The organism is Vibrio sp. SCSIO 43153 (assembly GCF_023716625.1).
Taxonomy (GTDB): Bacteria; Pseudomonadota; Gammaproteobacteria; order Enterobacterales; family Vibrionaceae; genus Vibrio; species Vibrio rotiferianus.
Window position 1 is genome coordinate 1,621,349 of the sequence record NZ_CP071855.1, and the last position, 14,531, is coordinate 1,635,879.

Consider the following 14,531-nt stretch of genomic DNA (forward strand, 5'->3'; position numbering starts at 1 on the left):
TTATCTCTCCACCAGCGCAACTTTGCGGTTATATAAGTTCATCAACGCAGAAGTCACCAAACTCAACGTCAAGTAAACGCCCATGGTCATCGCGATAATCTCTATCGCTTGTCCTGTTTGGTTCAGTGTGGTGCCTGCAAATACTGAAACCAAGTCAGGGTAACCAATTGCCATCGCCAAAGAAGAATTCTTGGTAAGGTTTAAATATTGGCTAGTGAGAGGAGGGATGATAATACGCAGAGCTTGCGGAATGACGACTAACTTTAGCGTCTTAGTGCGAGGCAAGCCGAGCGACATCGCTGCTTCTGTTTGACCATGACTCACCGCATTAATACCAGAACGTACGATCTCGGCGATAAATGACGCAGTATAGACACTTAGTGCAAGAAGCAGTGCGGCAAGTTCCGGAATGATGCTGATACCACCGCGGAAGTTAAAGCCTTTTAATTCTGGGTATTGCAGTGAAATAGGCATGCCCGCTAAGAAGTATACAACTAAAGGTAGTACAACTACCAAACCCAGCACAATTCTGCCCATCGGTGTTTGCTGACCTGTTAAGCGTTGTTTATTGTTTGCCCATACATTGATCAAAATACTCGCGATGACACCAAAGACAAACGCTGCGATAACAAAACTGCTTCCAGCTTCCATAACAGGGGCAGGGAAGTATAAACCGCGTACGTTCAGAAAAATTGCTTCGCCAAGACTCATACTTTGCCTTGGTGACGGGAGGGCTTGAAGAACGGCGAAATACCAAAAGAAAATTTGTAGAAGTAGAGGGATATTTCGGAACGTTTCAATGTATACCGCGGCTAATCGACTTACCAACCAGTTGGAAGAGAGACGCGCGACACCCATGACAAAACCAATTATGGTGGCGAGAATAATACCCAGCACAGAAACCAATGCGGTATTAAGGAGGCCAACGACAAACGTACGCCCATAAGAAAACGTTTCGTCGTATTCAACAAGAGTCAGACCTATCCCAAAGCCTGCTTCTTGGTTAAGGAACCCAAACCCTGTAGCGATACCTCGTGCATCAAGGTTGTTGAGTGCATTGTTGATGATTGTATAGAAAAAAAACACCAGTGCAGCAATGGCAATGATCTGAAAAAGAGCAGAACGAAAGGCTGGATTGTATATCAGGCTCTTACTTCCGCTTGGTTTGGACATCGTACTTGGCGATGTATCATTAGTCGGTTTCATACAGCGATAACCTCAAACCCTTATTTATTCACGAAAAAGGGCGGCATAAACCGCCCTGTGATAATCGTTGTATTAGCGGATTGGCGGCGCGTACATGAAGCCGCCTGCATTCCATAGTGCATTGACACCACGAGAAATTTTCAGAGGTGAACCAGTACCAACTGTGCGCTCAAAGCTTTCACCGTAGTTACCAACTTGTTTGATAACTTGGTAGCCCCAATCGTCGCGAATGCCCAGTCCTTTACCCTTTGGACCATCCACGCCAAGAATACGCTTGATGTTTGGATCTTTTGATTTCAACATCTCATCAGCATTTTTCGAGGTAATGCCATATTCTTCCGCGTTCACCATTGCAGATAGAGTCCATTTAGCGATATTGAACCACTGATCATCGCCTTGACGAACTACTGGGCCCAGCGGCTCCTTCGAAATGATTTCTGGTAGAACCGTTGCAGCAGCGGGATCTTTTAGATTTAAGCGAAGAGCATAAAGGCCGGATTGGTCAGTCGTTAATACGTCACAGCGGCCAGCATCGAAGCCTTTAGAAGTTTGAGCAGCAGTATCAAAGACTACAGGCTTATAGGCCATTCCTTGGTTGCGGAAGTAGTCGGCGAGGTTTAGCTCAGTAGTGGTACCCGATTGCACACATACAGACGCGCCATCAAGATCTTTAGCGCTAGAAACGCCAAGGTCTTTCATTACCATGAAACCCTGACCGTCATAGTAGTTTACACCAACAAAATTTAGACCAAGAGCGGTGTCACGGTGCAGTGTCCAGGTAGTGTTTCGTGAAAGTACATCAATCTCACCCGACTGAAGTGCAGTAAAACGTTCTTTTGCAGTTAGGGGTACATATTTAACTTTCGTTTTATCCCCAAGAACGGCAGCAGCCAATGCTTGGCAATATTCTACGTCGATACCTTCCCATTCACCTTTTGAGTTTGGGTTAGAGAAACCAGGTAGACCAGTACTTACGCCACAAGTAAGAAAGCCTTGTTTTGTCACTTTGTCCAGAGTAGTGTCTGCAGCTTGTGCTGATGTCGCCATCATTGCAGTAGAAGCCGCTACGACGGAAGCAAGAATTGTTAGTTTATTTGCCATTTGTATCCTTCCTGTATGATCCATGTTTAATCAGGAGCGACCTGATACAACGTGTCCTGTTTTGTTTGTGTTATTGTCCTACGTGATTGATTTTCGAAGAAACGGCAATCGCAAAATCAATCCGTTATAAGCGTAGGAAAGGATCTGCTAATTCTCAAATATATAATTTAAAAAGGTTTTTGGAGAGAACTCACAAAGCGCCTTGAGATTTAGAATGACGAAATGTTAATTGTTTGTAAATAGTGCAACTAATTGTCGAATTGGTGCATCAGAACAATCACGCAAAGAGGGTTTAAAACGGAAGGATAAAAGTTTGTTATTAAAACTGTCATTAGTGTAGGTTGGCTATGATAGCGAAAATTTTGAACAAAAATTATTTGTGACATCAAAACAAGGTGAACAGGTTGCCCTGTTTTTGGTAGCATGAATTTCGGTAGTTATTTAAAGTAATCATGGATTGAAATGCGATATTTTCCTCTGTTCTTAGATTTAGTCGATAAACCCGTGCTGGTTGTTGGCGGTGGTGAAGTCGCCAGCCGTAAAGTAGAAGCTTTACTTAAAGCAGGGGCTGACGTCACCATTGTATCCCCGAGCTTGGTCGATTTTCTTGCGAAGTTGGCAAACGATCACCAAGTGAGTTGGGTTCAGCGCTTTTACTCTAGTGACATTGTCACTGGTTCGTTTGTTCAAGTTTGGGCGACAACGGATAATCCGGCACTGAACCACCAAGTTTATAAAGATGCTAAGGTGTTGGGCATCTTAGTGAACGTTGTCGACGACAAGCCTTATTGTGATTTCATTACGCCTTCGATGATCAATCGAGGTCGTATTCAAATCGCTATCTCTAGTGGTGGTGCTTCACCTGTTTTGATTCGAAACATTCGTGAAAAGCTAGAAGCGATCCTGCCACAAAATATGGGATTGATGGCAGAGTTTGCTAACTCAAAACGCAATTCGATTAAGGAAGCACTGCCTAGTGTCGACTTACGTCGTAAGTTTTGGGAGAACTACTTCTCACACCCAGATGTTGAGAATGCACGTGATAACCGTGAGCTTGAAACCATTTACCAACAAACAATGGCAAAGCCTCTAGATGACCAAGGAAGCTGTACTTGGATTCAAGTAGGTAATGATGTCGAAATGCTACCAATTAAAGCTGTGCGTTACATGCAGCAAGCTGAACTCGCATTGTATTCAACAAAGTGCGAAGCAGATGTTATGGAACTCGTAAGAAGAGATGCCGAGCGTGAGTCATTCTCGAGTGCCACTGAGCTATCTGATATGCTGCAAAAAGCAAAAGAGGACAATTTACGAATCTGTGTCTTTGTTCCGCAGGGCACGAGTGAGTTTTCACTTTTGCAAGGGCAAGACTTAGTTATCTAAAAGCGATATCTCCCTCCTTCTAAGCGATACATACAAAAACGCCGACGATTCTCTCTCGTCGGCGTTTTTTATTCCACTATTCCTATCCAATTATAGGGAGAATAGGAGAGCGCAATTAATCACGGAAGTTGTTGTACTGGAATGGGATACCCATATCTGCTTCACGGATCGCTGCAATCGTCGCCTGCAAGTCGTCACGCTTCTTACCTGTAACACGAACTTTGTCACCTTGGATCGAAGCTTGCACTTTAAGCTTTGCGTCTTTGATCAGTTTAACTAGCTTTTTCGCGGTTGGAGTGTCGATGCCTTGGCGGAAAGCGATATTTTGGTGCCAGTTTTTACCTGTTGCTTCTGGATTTTTCGCGTCCATAGCATTTGCATCAATATTACGCTTAGCCAGGTGGCTACGCAGAATGTCACGCATTTGCTTAAGCTGGAACTCACCTTCTGCTGACACTTTTACGTTTTCTTCTACTAGCTCAAAGCTCGCATTCACATTGCGGAAATCGAAACGAGTAGACAGTTCTCGGTTAGCATTATCAACCGCGTTACGTAGTTCAACGGTATCGATTTCTGAAACAATATCAAACGATGGCATGAAGATTCCTTGATTATCTTGTTATAGGGAAATTACTTACTGGATTTTACTGCTTCTGCCAGCATATCTAGCATAGTCACAGTATCATCCCAACTCAGACATGGGTCAGTGATAGATTGACCATAAGTAAGGTTGTTAATATCAGTCATTGGCTGATTGCCTTCAATAATGAAGCTCTCTGCCATGATACCAGCAATACGAGTGCTGCCTGACTTAATTTGGTCACAAATGTCTTGTGCTACTTCTATTTGTTTACGATGTTGCTTTTGGCAGTTAGCATGACTGAAGTCTACAATCAAACGTTGTGGCAAGTCGAACTCGGCAAGTGCATCACACGCTTGCTTCACTGATGTCTCATCAAAGTTTGGACCTTTTTCACCACCACGAAGAATGATGTGGCCATAAGGATTACCGCTAGTACGGTAAACCGTCATACGGCCATGCTTGTCTGGAGAGTAGAAGTAATGCGATGCTTTTGATGCACGGATAGCATCAATGGCAATTTTTACGTTACCGTTTGTACCATTCTTAAAGCCAACTGGACATGAAAGAGCAGACGCCATTTCACGGTGGATCTGAGACTCTGTGGTGCGAGCGCCAATCGCTCCCCAAGTAATCAGATCTGCAATGTATTGACCAGTGATCATATCAAGAAACTCAGTAGCAGTAGCAAGACCAAGCTTGTTGATATCCAGTAGCAGTTTACGTGCTTTGTGAAGACCAGCTTCTAGCGCGTATGAACCATCAAGGTTAGGGTCAGTAATAAGACCTTTCCAACCAACTACTGTACGAGGCTTCTCGAAATAAGTGCGCATGACGATAAATAGTTCATCTTTGTACTTATCTTGAATGCTAGCAAGGCGCGTCGCGTAGTCGATCGCTGCTTCTGTGTCATGCACTGAACAAGGGCCAACGATAGCAAGAATACGATCGTCTTCGCCTGTTAGGATTTTTTCAATTTGACGGCGAGATTGAGCTATACGATCCGCGACATCGTCAGTAATTGGATACACGCTTCCAAGCTCTGCGGGTGTAGGCATTGGACCCAATGGTTGGGTTCTCAATTCATCTGTTTTAATAGGCATGTTATAGCTTTTTTCTCTATTGCGAAGCGGTAAAGATAACGGAATTATAGTTAGGAATAAACCGTTTAACGGTATTCTTACCCAGTAAATAGTGCTTTACCTATGTGGAAGTGCTCATTCATTCACGGTATTTATCTGTGAGAGCGCGTTTTACGCAATGCTATCAATGCATAGCGACTTGATTTTTAGAGCAATATTCCTATTTTCAAACATAACGAATTGAGCGGCGGCAACAGTAGTTGTGAGGGGCTTTATTCAGTTTGATAATGAACTGGTTGTTAGGCTCGACCATGCTCCATATAAAAGAAGTTAGCGGAGTTTTGGTATATATCGACATACCCGTGAGTAAAATGAAATGACATTGACCTCTGGTTTTAATCTTGTATTGTTAACATTTCTTTGACATTTAGAGTATTGGCTGATTAACTGGTCAGACTAGTTTGGTGGGGAGACCAAAAAATGTTGTCAGCAGTGCGTCGTGCAAACTTCTATTTAAATATGTTTGGTTTTACAAAAGTGCCGCTAATTTGGCTATGTAGACCAAAGATATTAGCTATTGATGAGAAGCACGTTGAAGTAAGAATTCCTCTGAAACGACGAACCAAAAACCACCTAAATAGTATGTATTTTGGTGCTTTAGCTGTGGGCGCAGATGTAGCTGGTGGCTTTCTGGCTATGAGTAAAGCGGAAGAGCAAGGTGAGAGGATTTCTTTAGCATTCAAAGGTGTTAAAGCGGATTTTTTGAAGCGTCCAGAGGGTGACGTTCATTTTGTTTGTCATGATGGCCCCTTAATTGATGACATGTTGCGAAGAACATTAGAAACGGGGGAGCGAGTTAACCAAGATGTGAAAATTACGGCTTTGTGTCCAAGTTTGCATGGTGATGAGCCAATGGCAGAGTTCTCTCTTACTCTGTCGATAAAAAAAGCAGCCCAAAAACAAGCTGCTTAACATCATTCATTGTAGAAGTCGTGGTTAGGTCAGTTCGATTTTTTCGATAGAGACGATTTTGGAGCGGTTTAATACGACTTTCCAACGGTAATAAACCGGATCATCCGTGTGGTTGTCTTCTTTGACAATCACATTGAGTAAGTGTCTTTTCTCAACAGACTCTTTACTTACTTGTCCATCCGCCAAGCGATAAACACGGTTTGAGCTTTTATCCATTAGACGAATAATTGGACGCAAGCTGATGTTTAAAGTCTCACGAGTCTGTTCGTAACCACTTAAGAAGAGAGAAGTGGCCATTTCTGTCTTAGCATGGTAATGAAGAATTTGCTCTTCGCGCTGAACAACGCGCTTCTTACGGATATTTTGAATGCGGTCAGGCAAACTCGAAAGTGAGCGGTAATCTAACCATTCCAACTTACGGCCAACGACTTTTTTGGTGGTCGGATCCATGTACTTCTTACGCCACTTTGGCTTACCTTTTCGGATCCAACGCCACATCGCATCACGGAGGTCATCTTTAAAGATTTCGCGTAGAGCATAGATGAAAGACATCGCGATAATAAACGACGCAGAAATCTCACCAAGGTAATCACGAGCAAGAATCACCGTACTTGTGACAACAACCATGACTAAGCCTGTCGCAATACCTTTGATCGCACGCTTGATGTTATTGCCCATCGACATTGTTTTTTCGCGTAAAACGATAGGGTGCTCAATCAAGCGCCTTAGTAAACGCATCTTATTCGATAGACGTGTTACATCATCAACCACACTTGCAGAGTTATAATTGTTCAATTTCCGGTGCGCTTGCTCTTTTTCACACAGGGTGATCAAACGCTCTTTAATTGTGCTGTAATCACCTTCTCGTGGAAGATGAGCAACTAACGACAAAAACTTCTGCTCAGTATACCAAGATAGGTAGTTATCAATATTTACGTAGTAGCGCTTGAGGCTTTCTTCATATGGAATCGAGCGACGAAGGCGTTTTAAAATATCCAGCGTTAGCTCTATAACTTCATCTACCTCTTCAGCGGTGACGCTGTCACTCTCATGTTTATTCAGCGCTGCTACTGCTTTATCGAGTGCAATGACGTACTGATAGGCGAATAAACTCAGACTCACGCGGTATTGCTGGTTAGATAAACGGCCTCGTTTTGCTAAACGACTGTGCACTAGAGGGAGAAGTACCTCAGTACTGTAATAAGAACGTTTTTGGGTGATCGAGGTATAGTAGAACTCAGACTCACTGATGATGTCGGAATTTAGCCCCAATTCCCCTGGGACAAAAAAGTAGATATCAAGGTCAAGTGTTTTACTCTTTGCCAATGCGTGGCTAATTTTTAAAGTTATTGAGTCTTGTTTATCGACAGTGACCAAGGAAGGCTCCTGATGTTGCTAAAGCAATGTGTACCCATATCACGATAGTTGAATTACTAGGGAGGTGGTTGAACAGCAACAGCATAACAGAGAGGTTTGCTTTTCTCTCTGATTTTCTTGTTAGTTTGGGTATAATTCCCAGTAAATTTAAAAAGAGACAAATTCGATGATTAAAATTGGTCAAATTAACAGCTTAGAAGTCATTAAAACGGCTGATTTTGGCGTATTTCTGGATGGTGAAGATTACGGTTCTGTATTGCTGCCTAACAAGCATGTACCAGAGGGCACAGAACTGGGTGATCACCTAGACGTATTTCTTTACTTTGATTCAGAAAGTCAGCTAGCTGCGACCATTGATAAGCCAATTGCTCAAGTGGGCGAATGGGGACTTATGAAAATCGAAGGCATCAACAAAACGGGTGCATTCGTTAACTGGGGTATTAAAGAGAAAGACCTTCTTATCCCATTCAGCGAGCAACGTGCTCGTTTTACTGCTGGCCAAAATATCCTGGTATACGTATACACAGACAAAGCATCTGGTCGTATCGTAGGTACGACTAAATTCAACAAATGGCTAGATAAAACTCCCGCTAACTATGAAGTAAACGAAGAAGTTAATCTTATCATCGCAGAGCGCAGCCAACTTGGTTACAAAGCGATCGTTAACGGTGAGCACTGGGGTATGATCTTCCCATCAGATGTCTTTGGTAAGCTATTTATCGGTAAGAAACTGAAAGGTTACGTTAAGCAAATTCGTGAAGACGGAAAGATTGACTTAGCGCTTCAAAAAGTTGGTGTTGCGAAGATGGATGACCTATCGAGCAAGATCATGGAACAACTTGAGAAGAAGGGGGGATTCTTACCTCTTAACGATAAGTCTTCTCCAGAAGCAATTTTTGAATCGTTCCGCACTAGCAAAGGTACTTATAAAAAGACCATTGGCGGGCTATACAAGGATGGTAAGATCGTTATTGAGAAAGACGGTATCCGTCTGGCTTAATAAGCTCGCTAACCCCTCAAAAAGGTTGCTGGTTGAGTTCCTTATAGCTGATGAGCTTTGAGCTCACGTTGACAAATGCTGCAGCCAAAAAAATGGCCCAAACTCGTCCTTTTTTTGGGCCTAGGGGAAACGGCTCCTTTTAGAGCCTGCGCTAAACTTTTTTGACCAACACATATTGTCGGTTAAACATAGAGAGAAATGCCGTTTCAAAGCGATGCTTTGATACATTCAGTTTAGTACAGGGCACTCGAATCGCTAGTAAGCTCAGCTCCAATCATGCTTTATAACTAAAAAGCCATCGTAAATACGATGGCTTTTCATTTGTTTATAGCATGTCAATTTGTTACTAAAATAAGTTCTTATCACGCACAAGTTCGCGTGGCAGACCGTTTTTAATTCGATTGCTGACCCATTTCCCAAGACCAATGATCGTGCCTTCATACTTAACTAGAACTTCACCTTTCCCTGTCTTCATATCGGAAGGAATGTTTTGAGGGCGCACGTCTCGTCCCATATACCATTCACGAGCCTCTTCAATAGTCAGCTCAATAGCTTTCTTTTCTGAGCCCGTTGCAAGTGCCGTCGCCACTTGATGCTGCCAGCGATAACCGTTTTTGTGTGATTCGGCAATCTTTATCCCCATTCGAGAGAAACGCAGTTCGCCAATCATGGACTCTAGCTCATTCGGGAACAACCAAACGTCTTTGTCGCGAATCCAAACTGAACTGTCACCTGGTAACTCAATATCCATCGTGCTTCGCAGTTGCTTTGCAATCTCTGCTGACTCTTTGTTCGATGCTTTAACAAATGGGAATTTACCCATACGCTTTTTCACCTTTGGTGCTTCTACTGCAGCAAGCTTACGAATGCGTGCCACGAAAAAGCCCTCACAGTCATAGACTTGCGGGAAAATATGTAAGAAGCCTTCTTCTGTAAGCGCCGCTTCGGCATTTTCGAACAGATCTTTTAAGCTTTCGAATTCAACCGCGTCACCAAATGTCTCTTTCAGGTGATGACAAACTTGTTGGTTTTCTTCCGTGCTTAGCGTACAGGTTGAATAAACCATTACGCCGCCTGGCTTTAGAGCGTGGAAAGCACTTTCAATCAGGTCTTTCTGAGTATCTGCAATTTCCACTACTGACGCTTGCGTCCAGTTTTTCATTGCATCTTCATCTTTACGAACCGTACCTTCACCGGAACAAGGTGCGTCGAGTAAAACGGCATCAAACTGTTCAGGTAGCCAACCACCAAAGACACGACCATCGAAGTTGCTAAGCGCGGCGTTACGAACGCCACAACGTTCGATGTTTGCGTGTAACACTTTGACACGACTCGCTGCGTATTCATTTGCAACCAATACGCCCTCGTTATTCATCAACGCGGCGATTTGAGTCGTTTTAGAACCTGGCGCTGCGGCTGTATCTAGAACGGCTTCGTATGACTCATCGTTCATGAATAGGGCAGAGACAGGCATCATAGAGCTGGCTTCTTGAATGTAGAAAAGCCCAGACATGTGCTCAGCAGTATTTCCAAGAGGTACAATCGACTCATCAGCTTCGATCCAAAAACCTGTTTCACACCATGGTACAGGGAAAAGAGTCCAGCCTTTTGCTTCTGCGCGCTCTAGAAACGCTTCTACACTTATCTTCAGTGTGTTTACACGAATACTTTTGCGAAGTGGCTTTTGGCACGATGCGATAAAGTCTTCCATGTTAAGGTGAGCAGGGAGAATAGTTTGGATTTTTTCAAGAAAAGCTTCTGGGATGTAAACATTAGGATGCAAAGTGAAATCTCGATTGCAGAATTTGCTGCAAATAATATACGAAAGCGACTCAGAAACGAATAGTCATGCGGCGATGGTCATAAAAAAGAGCAGTGATTGCTGCTCTTTAGATCGAGATTATTATCGCTTCTCGCGATTACGGTTTTGGAATGGCGGTGCGCCATTTTGACCAGTTCTCGTCTGCTTGTGGGTACAGATAGAATGATTGACCATCTTTTGCCGCAGGCGGGATTTGTGATTGTTCCGGGGTAGAGAAAGCAATACCGCCACGAACTAAGCTATCAAATGTGCCTGCTTTGATGTTCGCGCCAGTAATGCCAATTGATACATCTACACCTGAGACATTCCAGAACACACTATTTTGACGAACAAGGTAAGCGTATTCAGGTTGTATCTCAATCTTAGTGACAATACGATCCGCAAACTCGCCAAGACGAACATCAGTCACGCTGCCAACCTCCATTTGACGATATAGAATTGGGGTGCCAACCTGAACTGAACCTCGCTGCTCACTTTGAAGTGTGAATGAGATGCCTTTTTCTGCTTGCTGACTTTTGGCTAAATCAAATTTAAATTTTTCTGCACCATGACCAGGTTCAACGCTGATTGATTTCGAGACCAACGCACCTAAGTTTTTCACGCCACCTAGCCCTATCTCGGGTTCAGTTAGCCAGAAGTGTGAGCCTGTAACAGCAACATCACTGACAAACTCTGGCAGAATTCGAGCAGTGACGTCGATATGCTCTTGTTTAAAGTTCGGTACAACTAAGGTAACTTCACCGACTTTCACTCCTTGGTAATTAATCGGCATGCCTTTTGTTACTTCTTGAGTCCCATCGGTGACCAGTTCAATGATTCGGCCAAACTTACGCGCTTTGTTCTGGTCACTATAAAGCTTCCAGTTCTGTCCAATTTTATTCTCAATCCCTGGAATAGAGTCGAAGGCGATACCGCCTTTTATCAGCGTTTTTAATGGATGAGCTTTGACGCTAATACCAGCCAATGACGCTTCAACTTCTACTCCTGAACGGTTCCAAAATACCGTTTGGTTAGTAAGTAGGTGTGCATAGCGATTTTCAATTGTCGCTTTTACAATTACACCGCCATCAACGAGGTTGAAGTCAGAGACACTTCCGACAGGAAGGTTGCGGTAGAGTAGAGGACTGCCTTTTGAAATAGGAGGAAGCTCGTTGGCAAAGAGCGTCAAAGTTTGTGACCCGCTTTGATTATATTTTGCTAATTCCGCAAGAGAAGCACTTTGGAACAATTGATACTCACTAGTGATGGACTCTTTTCCTTCACTAACGAAACTGATTGAACCGGTTAGAAGCTGCTTTGCTGGTGGCACGGTGACGCTTAATCCTGATTCAGTTAACTCAGCAGAAGCGCTGCCGGTCACATAGAAGCGGTTATTAGATTTAATTAAGTGCTTGAACTCATGGTCAATGAGGACATCCATAAACACTTCATGTTTCACTTGTGTAGCGCTCTCTTTATCCAGCAAGCCAACGTTGATAATCGAACCTACAACGATTCCTTTGTATAAGACATTTGCCCCAGTATCTAAGCCAAATGAGTTGTCTGACACTAAGCGAATGGCGATAGACTTTTCTTGCTGTTGATTGAAATCTGTTTTACGAATAGCACTGAAACGACGAGCGCGATCGCCTTGCTCTGGGACGATGGTAAGGAAATTACCGCGAACTAGGTTAGTGATATTTTCCACCCCAGAGAGTGACACTTTCGCTTCTTCTAAGATGAACTTTGTATTTGTTGTCAACATGTCGCTAAACGCAGGCTGAATCGCAGCAGAGGCGAGAATTAACTCTCTACCCTCAGATAGACCCAAGTCTGTGATTTGGCCGATCTCAATGCCGCGATACATGATTGGTGCGCCTTCACCGCTAATATTGTTGTCGTCGGGTAGTGCGATCTTAATCGGAATACCTCGACCAGCCGTTTTTAGATCGCGATACAGTCTGAACTGCTTGTTTTCTTCTACTGGTTCACCATCATCCGGGGAATCAACGGCTATTGCCCCACCAAGAAGGGCGCTCATGCTCTCTAAACGAACATCTACGCCATCAAAACCGATGCTCGCACCAATACCACTCACATTCCAAAAGCGACTTCGGTTATTAATAATGTGTCGGTACTGCTCTTGAATGTTGGCATGGATCGAAATGGATTTTGCGTCTTCATTTAACTGGTAGCTGTACACTTCGCCGATAGGGATCTTTTTATAGACAATCTGAGACCCAACCGACACGCCACCCAAATCCTTACTCTTGAGTATGATATTAAGACCTTGAGTGACGCGAAGATCAGTAGGTGCTGAATCTAAAGCATGAAATGTTGTTTCGTACTCTTTGCTATTGCCTGGCTGAATAGAAATATAGTTACCAGAAACTAAGGCGTCTAAGCCGGAGACACCAGACAAACTCGCCGTCGGTTTAACTAGCCAAAATCGTGTACTTTCATTCAATAGCTTTGTGGCTTCTGGATAAATATCCGCATCAACGTAAATGTTACTGAGGTCTTTAGATAAGTTGATGTCTCTGACGATACCTACCTCTAACCCTTGATATCGGATCGTCGTTCTGCCCGCTACTAATCCCGCGGCGTCAGAAAAGTAAATTTGTACTCGTTGACCTGCATCGTGAATGGATTTAACCACTAACCAGCCGGCAAGTACCATGGTAAGAATAGGTAATAGCCAAAGAGGAGACAGGCCAATACTTTTCTTTACGTCAGGGGAGTAAGAATTTTGAGAACTATTCTGAACACTCATTTATGAACTCTTTTTTTATAGTCTGGAGCATTATCCCAAATAAGCCTTGGGTCTATGCTATCTGCTGCGAGCATAGTTAAAACAACTACTATTCCAAATGCGACTGCACCATAACCTGGTGTGAAATCTAAAATCTGTCCACGGTCGACTAGCGTCATCATTATTGAAATAACGAATAAATCCATTACTGACCATTTGCCAATCCATTTTACAGCGAAGTAAACCATCATACGCTGTTTATGAAATACAGAACGCTTGAACTTGATGCAAAGTAGGATATAGGCCAAACCTAAAATCTTGATGACGGGGACGATGATACTGGCGACAAATATAATTATTGCAATGCCGTACATGCCATTTTTAACTAATCCAGCAACACCTGAAAAGATTGTATCTTCTAAACGTCGTCCATTTGTGATCAAGATAGATATAGGAATTAAGTTAGCGGGGAAGATTGCAATCGTCGCTGCAATTAAGTACGCCCACGTTTTTTGAATGGAGTTTGGTTTTCGATGATATAGCACATGATGGCATCGTTGACATTTATCACCTTCGGGCTGTGAAAGGTGACACTCATGACAATGAATATCTTTGTGCTCGAAGTGAAAAGCTCGTTCTGGTTGCCAGGCTTCCCAATATCGACGAACGCTGATACGGGTGATTAATAATACAGTAAACAATTGAAGGAGAACTAAGCCAATAAGCCCAGGACCAACGAAAATATCTGAGTAATCTTGGAGCTTAAAACATGAAATGGCGATGCTAACAAGAAATACGTCAATCATCACCCAATGCTTTAGGTGTTGAACAAGCCAGAGTGAGATACGCATACCGTTAAACCAGCGGATCTTCATCGATGCATGAGCGACGACAACAGAGCTACAAACGATAAATGGAGCTAGAGAACTACAAAATAGAATCAAAAGTGACAGTGCAACGAAACCTTCGTCCATTAACGTAATCATTCCAGCAGGGAGGGTTGCCGGGATCATGACCCCAACTAAACGAATACTGATGAAGTCAAAGAAGTGGGAAGGGATGAACAGTAATAAGCAAGTGACGGCAATTGCCAGATTCCCAGAAAGGCTAGGAGAGCCTCCACGATAAAGTTGCGTGCCACATCGAGGGCAATAGGCGTGTTTCCCTCTAGGTAGAAGGAGGGTATCGACAGGTAATTCGCAACCCTGACATAGTCTGACATTGTCAGGGTTATTTGCATGCTTATCTAGAGAGGCCAATATGACCTCCCTGCAATA

The 14,531-nt window shown here is 43.4% G+C and carries 11 protein-coding genes; 3 read left to right on the forward strand and 8 right to left on the reverse strand.

Going from position 1 to position 14,531, the window contains the following annotated elements; genetic code table 11:
• Together J4N37_RS07290 and J4N37_RS07295 are read right to left on the reverse strand one after the other, a co-directional pair.
• Window positions 1-1,206: an amino acid ABC transporter permease gene (locus J4N37_RS07290; RefSeq protein ID WP_045394783.1), complete on the reverse strand. Its 1,206-nt coding sequence runs from the start codon at window positions 1,204-1,206 to the stop codon at window positions 1-3.
• Between the two features lie 72 nt (window positions 1,207-1,278).
• Window positions 1,279-2,307: an amino acid ABC transporter substrate-binding protein gene (locus J4N37_RS07295; RefSeq protein WP_010448059.1), complete on the reverse strand. Its 1,029-nt coding sequence runs from the start codon at window positions 2,305-2,307 to the stop codon at window positions 1,279-1,281.
• A gap of 462 nt (window positions 2,308-2,769) precedes the next feature.
• Between J4N37_RS07295 and J4N37_RS07300 the strand changes: the two genes are divergently transcribed.
• The gene (locus tag J4N37_RS07300; protein ID WP_252042063.1) at window positions 2,770-3,690 is read left to right on the forward strand and encodes a precorrin-2 dehydrogenase/sirohydrochlorin ferrochelatase family protein; all 921 of its coding nucleotides are present in this window, start codon (window positions 2,770-2,772) and stop codon (window positions 3,688-3,690) included.
• A 115-nt stretch (window positions 3,691-3,805) separates the two neighbouring features.
• On the opposite strand, the gene J4N37_RS07305 is transcribed toward J4N37_RS07300, so the two are convergent.
• Window positions 3,806-4,288, reverse strand: a complete 483-nt coding sequence (locus tag J4N37_RS07305) for a YajQ family cyclic di-GMP-binding protein (RefSeq protein WP_010448055.1) — start codon at window positions 4,286-4,288, stop codon at window positions 3,806-3,808.
• 32 nt (window positions 4,289-4,320) lie between these two features.
• Entirely contained in the window at window positions 4,321-5,373 is a 1,053-nt protein-coding gene (locus J4N37_RS07310; RefSeq protein ID WP_010448053.1) for a 3-deoxy-7-phosphoheptulonate synthase, read from the reverse strand.
• 459 nt (window positions 5,374-5,832) lie between these two features.
• Between J4N37_RS07310 and J4N37_RS07315 the strand changes: the two genes are divergently transcribed.
• Window positions 5,833-6,324 carry a PaaI family thioesterase gene (locus J4N37_RS07315; RefSeq protein WP_010448051.1) on the forward strand — a complete coding sequence of 164 codons (492 nt, stop codon included), beginning with the start codon at window positions 5,833-5,835 and terminating at the stop codon, window positions 6,322-6,324.
• A 24-nt stretch (window positions 6,325-6,348) separates the two neighbouring features.
• Here J4N37_RS07315 and J4N37_RS07320 read toward each other — a convergent pair whose 3' ends face one another.
• Entirely contained in the window at window positions 6,349-7,701 is a 1,353-nt protein-coding gene (locus J4N37_RS07320; RefSeq protein ID WP_010448049.1) for a hypothetical protein, read from the reverse strand.
• 166 nt (window positions 7,702-7,867) lie between these two features.
• On the opposite strand from J4N37_RS07320, the gene J4N37_RS07325 reads away from it, so the two are divergent.
• The gene (locus tag J4N37_RS07325; RefSeq protein WP_252042064.1) at window positions 7,868-8,701 is read left to right on the forward strand and encodes a CvfB family protein; all 834 of its coding nucleotides are present in this window, start codon (window positions 7,868-7,870) and stop codon (window positions 8,699-8,701) included.
• A gap of 346 nt (window positions 8,702-9,047) precedes the next feature.
• Here J4N37_RS07325 and rsmF read toward each other — a convergent pair whose 3' ends face one another.
• The 3 genes from rsmF to J4N37_RS07340 all read right to left on the reverse strand — a co-directional run bounded on the left by rsmF (window position 9,048) and on the right by J4N37_RS07340 (window position 14,513).
• Window positions 9,048-10,484, reverse strand: a complete 1,437-nt coding sequence (gene rsmF, locus J4N37_RS07330; protein ID WP_252042065.1) for a 16S rRNA (cytosine(1407)-C(5))-methyltransferase RsmF — start codon at window positions 10,482-10,484, stop codon at window positions 9,048-9,050.
• 136 nt (window positions 10,485-10,620) lie between these two features.
• A complete protein-coding gene (locus J4N37_RS07335) occupies window positions 10,621-13,275 on the reverse strand; it encodes an MlaD family protein (protein ID WP_252042066.1) in 2,655 nt (884 codons plus the stop codon).
• Entirely contained in the window at window positions 13,272-14,513 is a 1,242-nt protein-coding gene (locus J4N37_RS07340) for a paraquat-inducible protein A (RefSeq protein WP_029560977.1), read from the reverse strand. The genes J4N37_RS07335 and J4N37_RS07340 overlap by 4 nt, the downstream gene beginning before the upstream one ends.
• Between the last annotated feature and the right edge of the window lie 18 nt (window positions 14,514-14,531).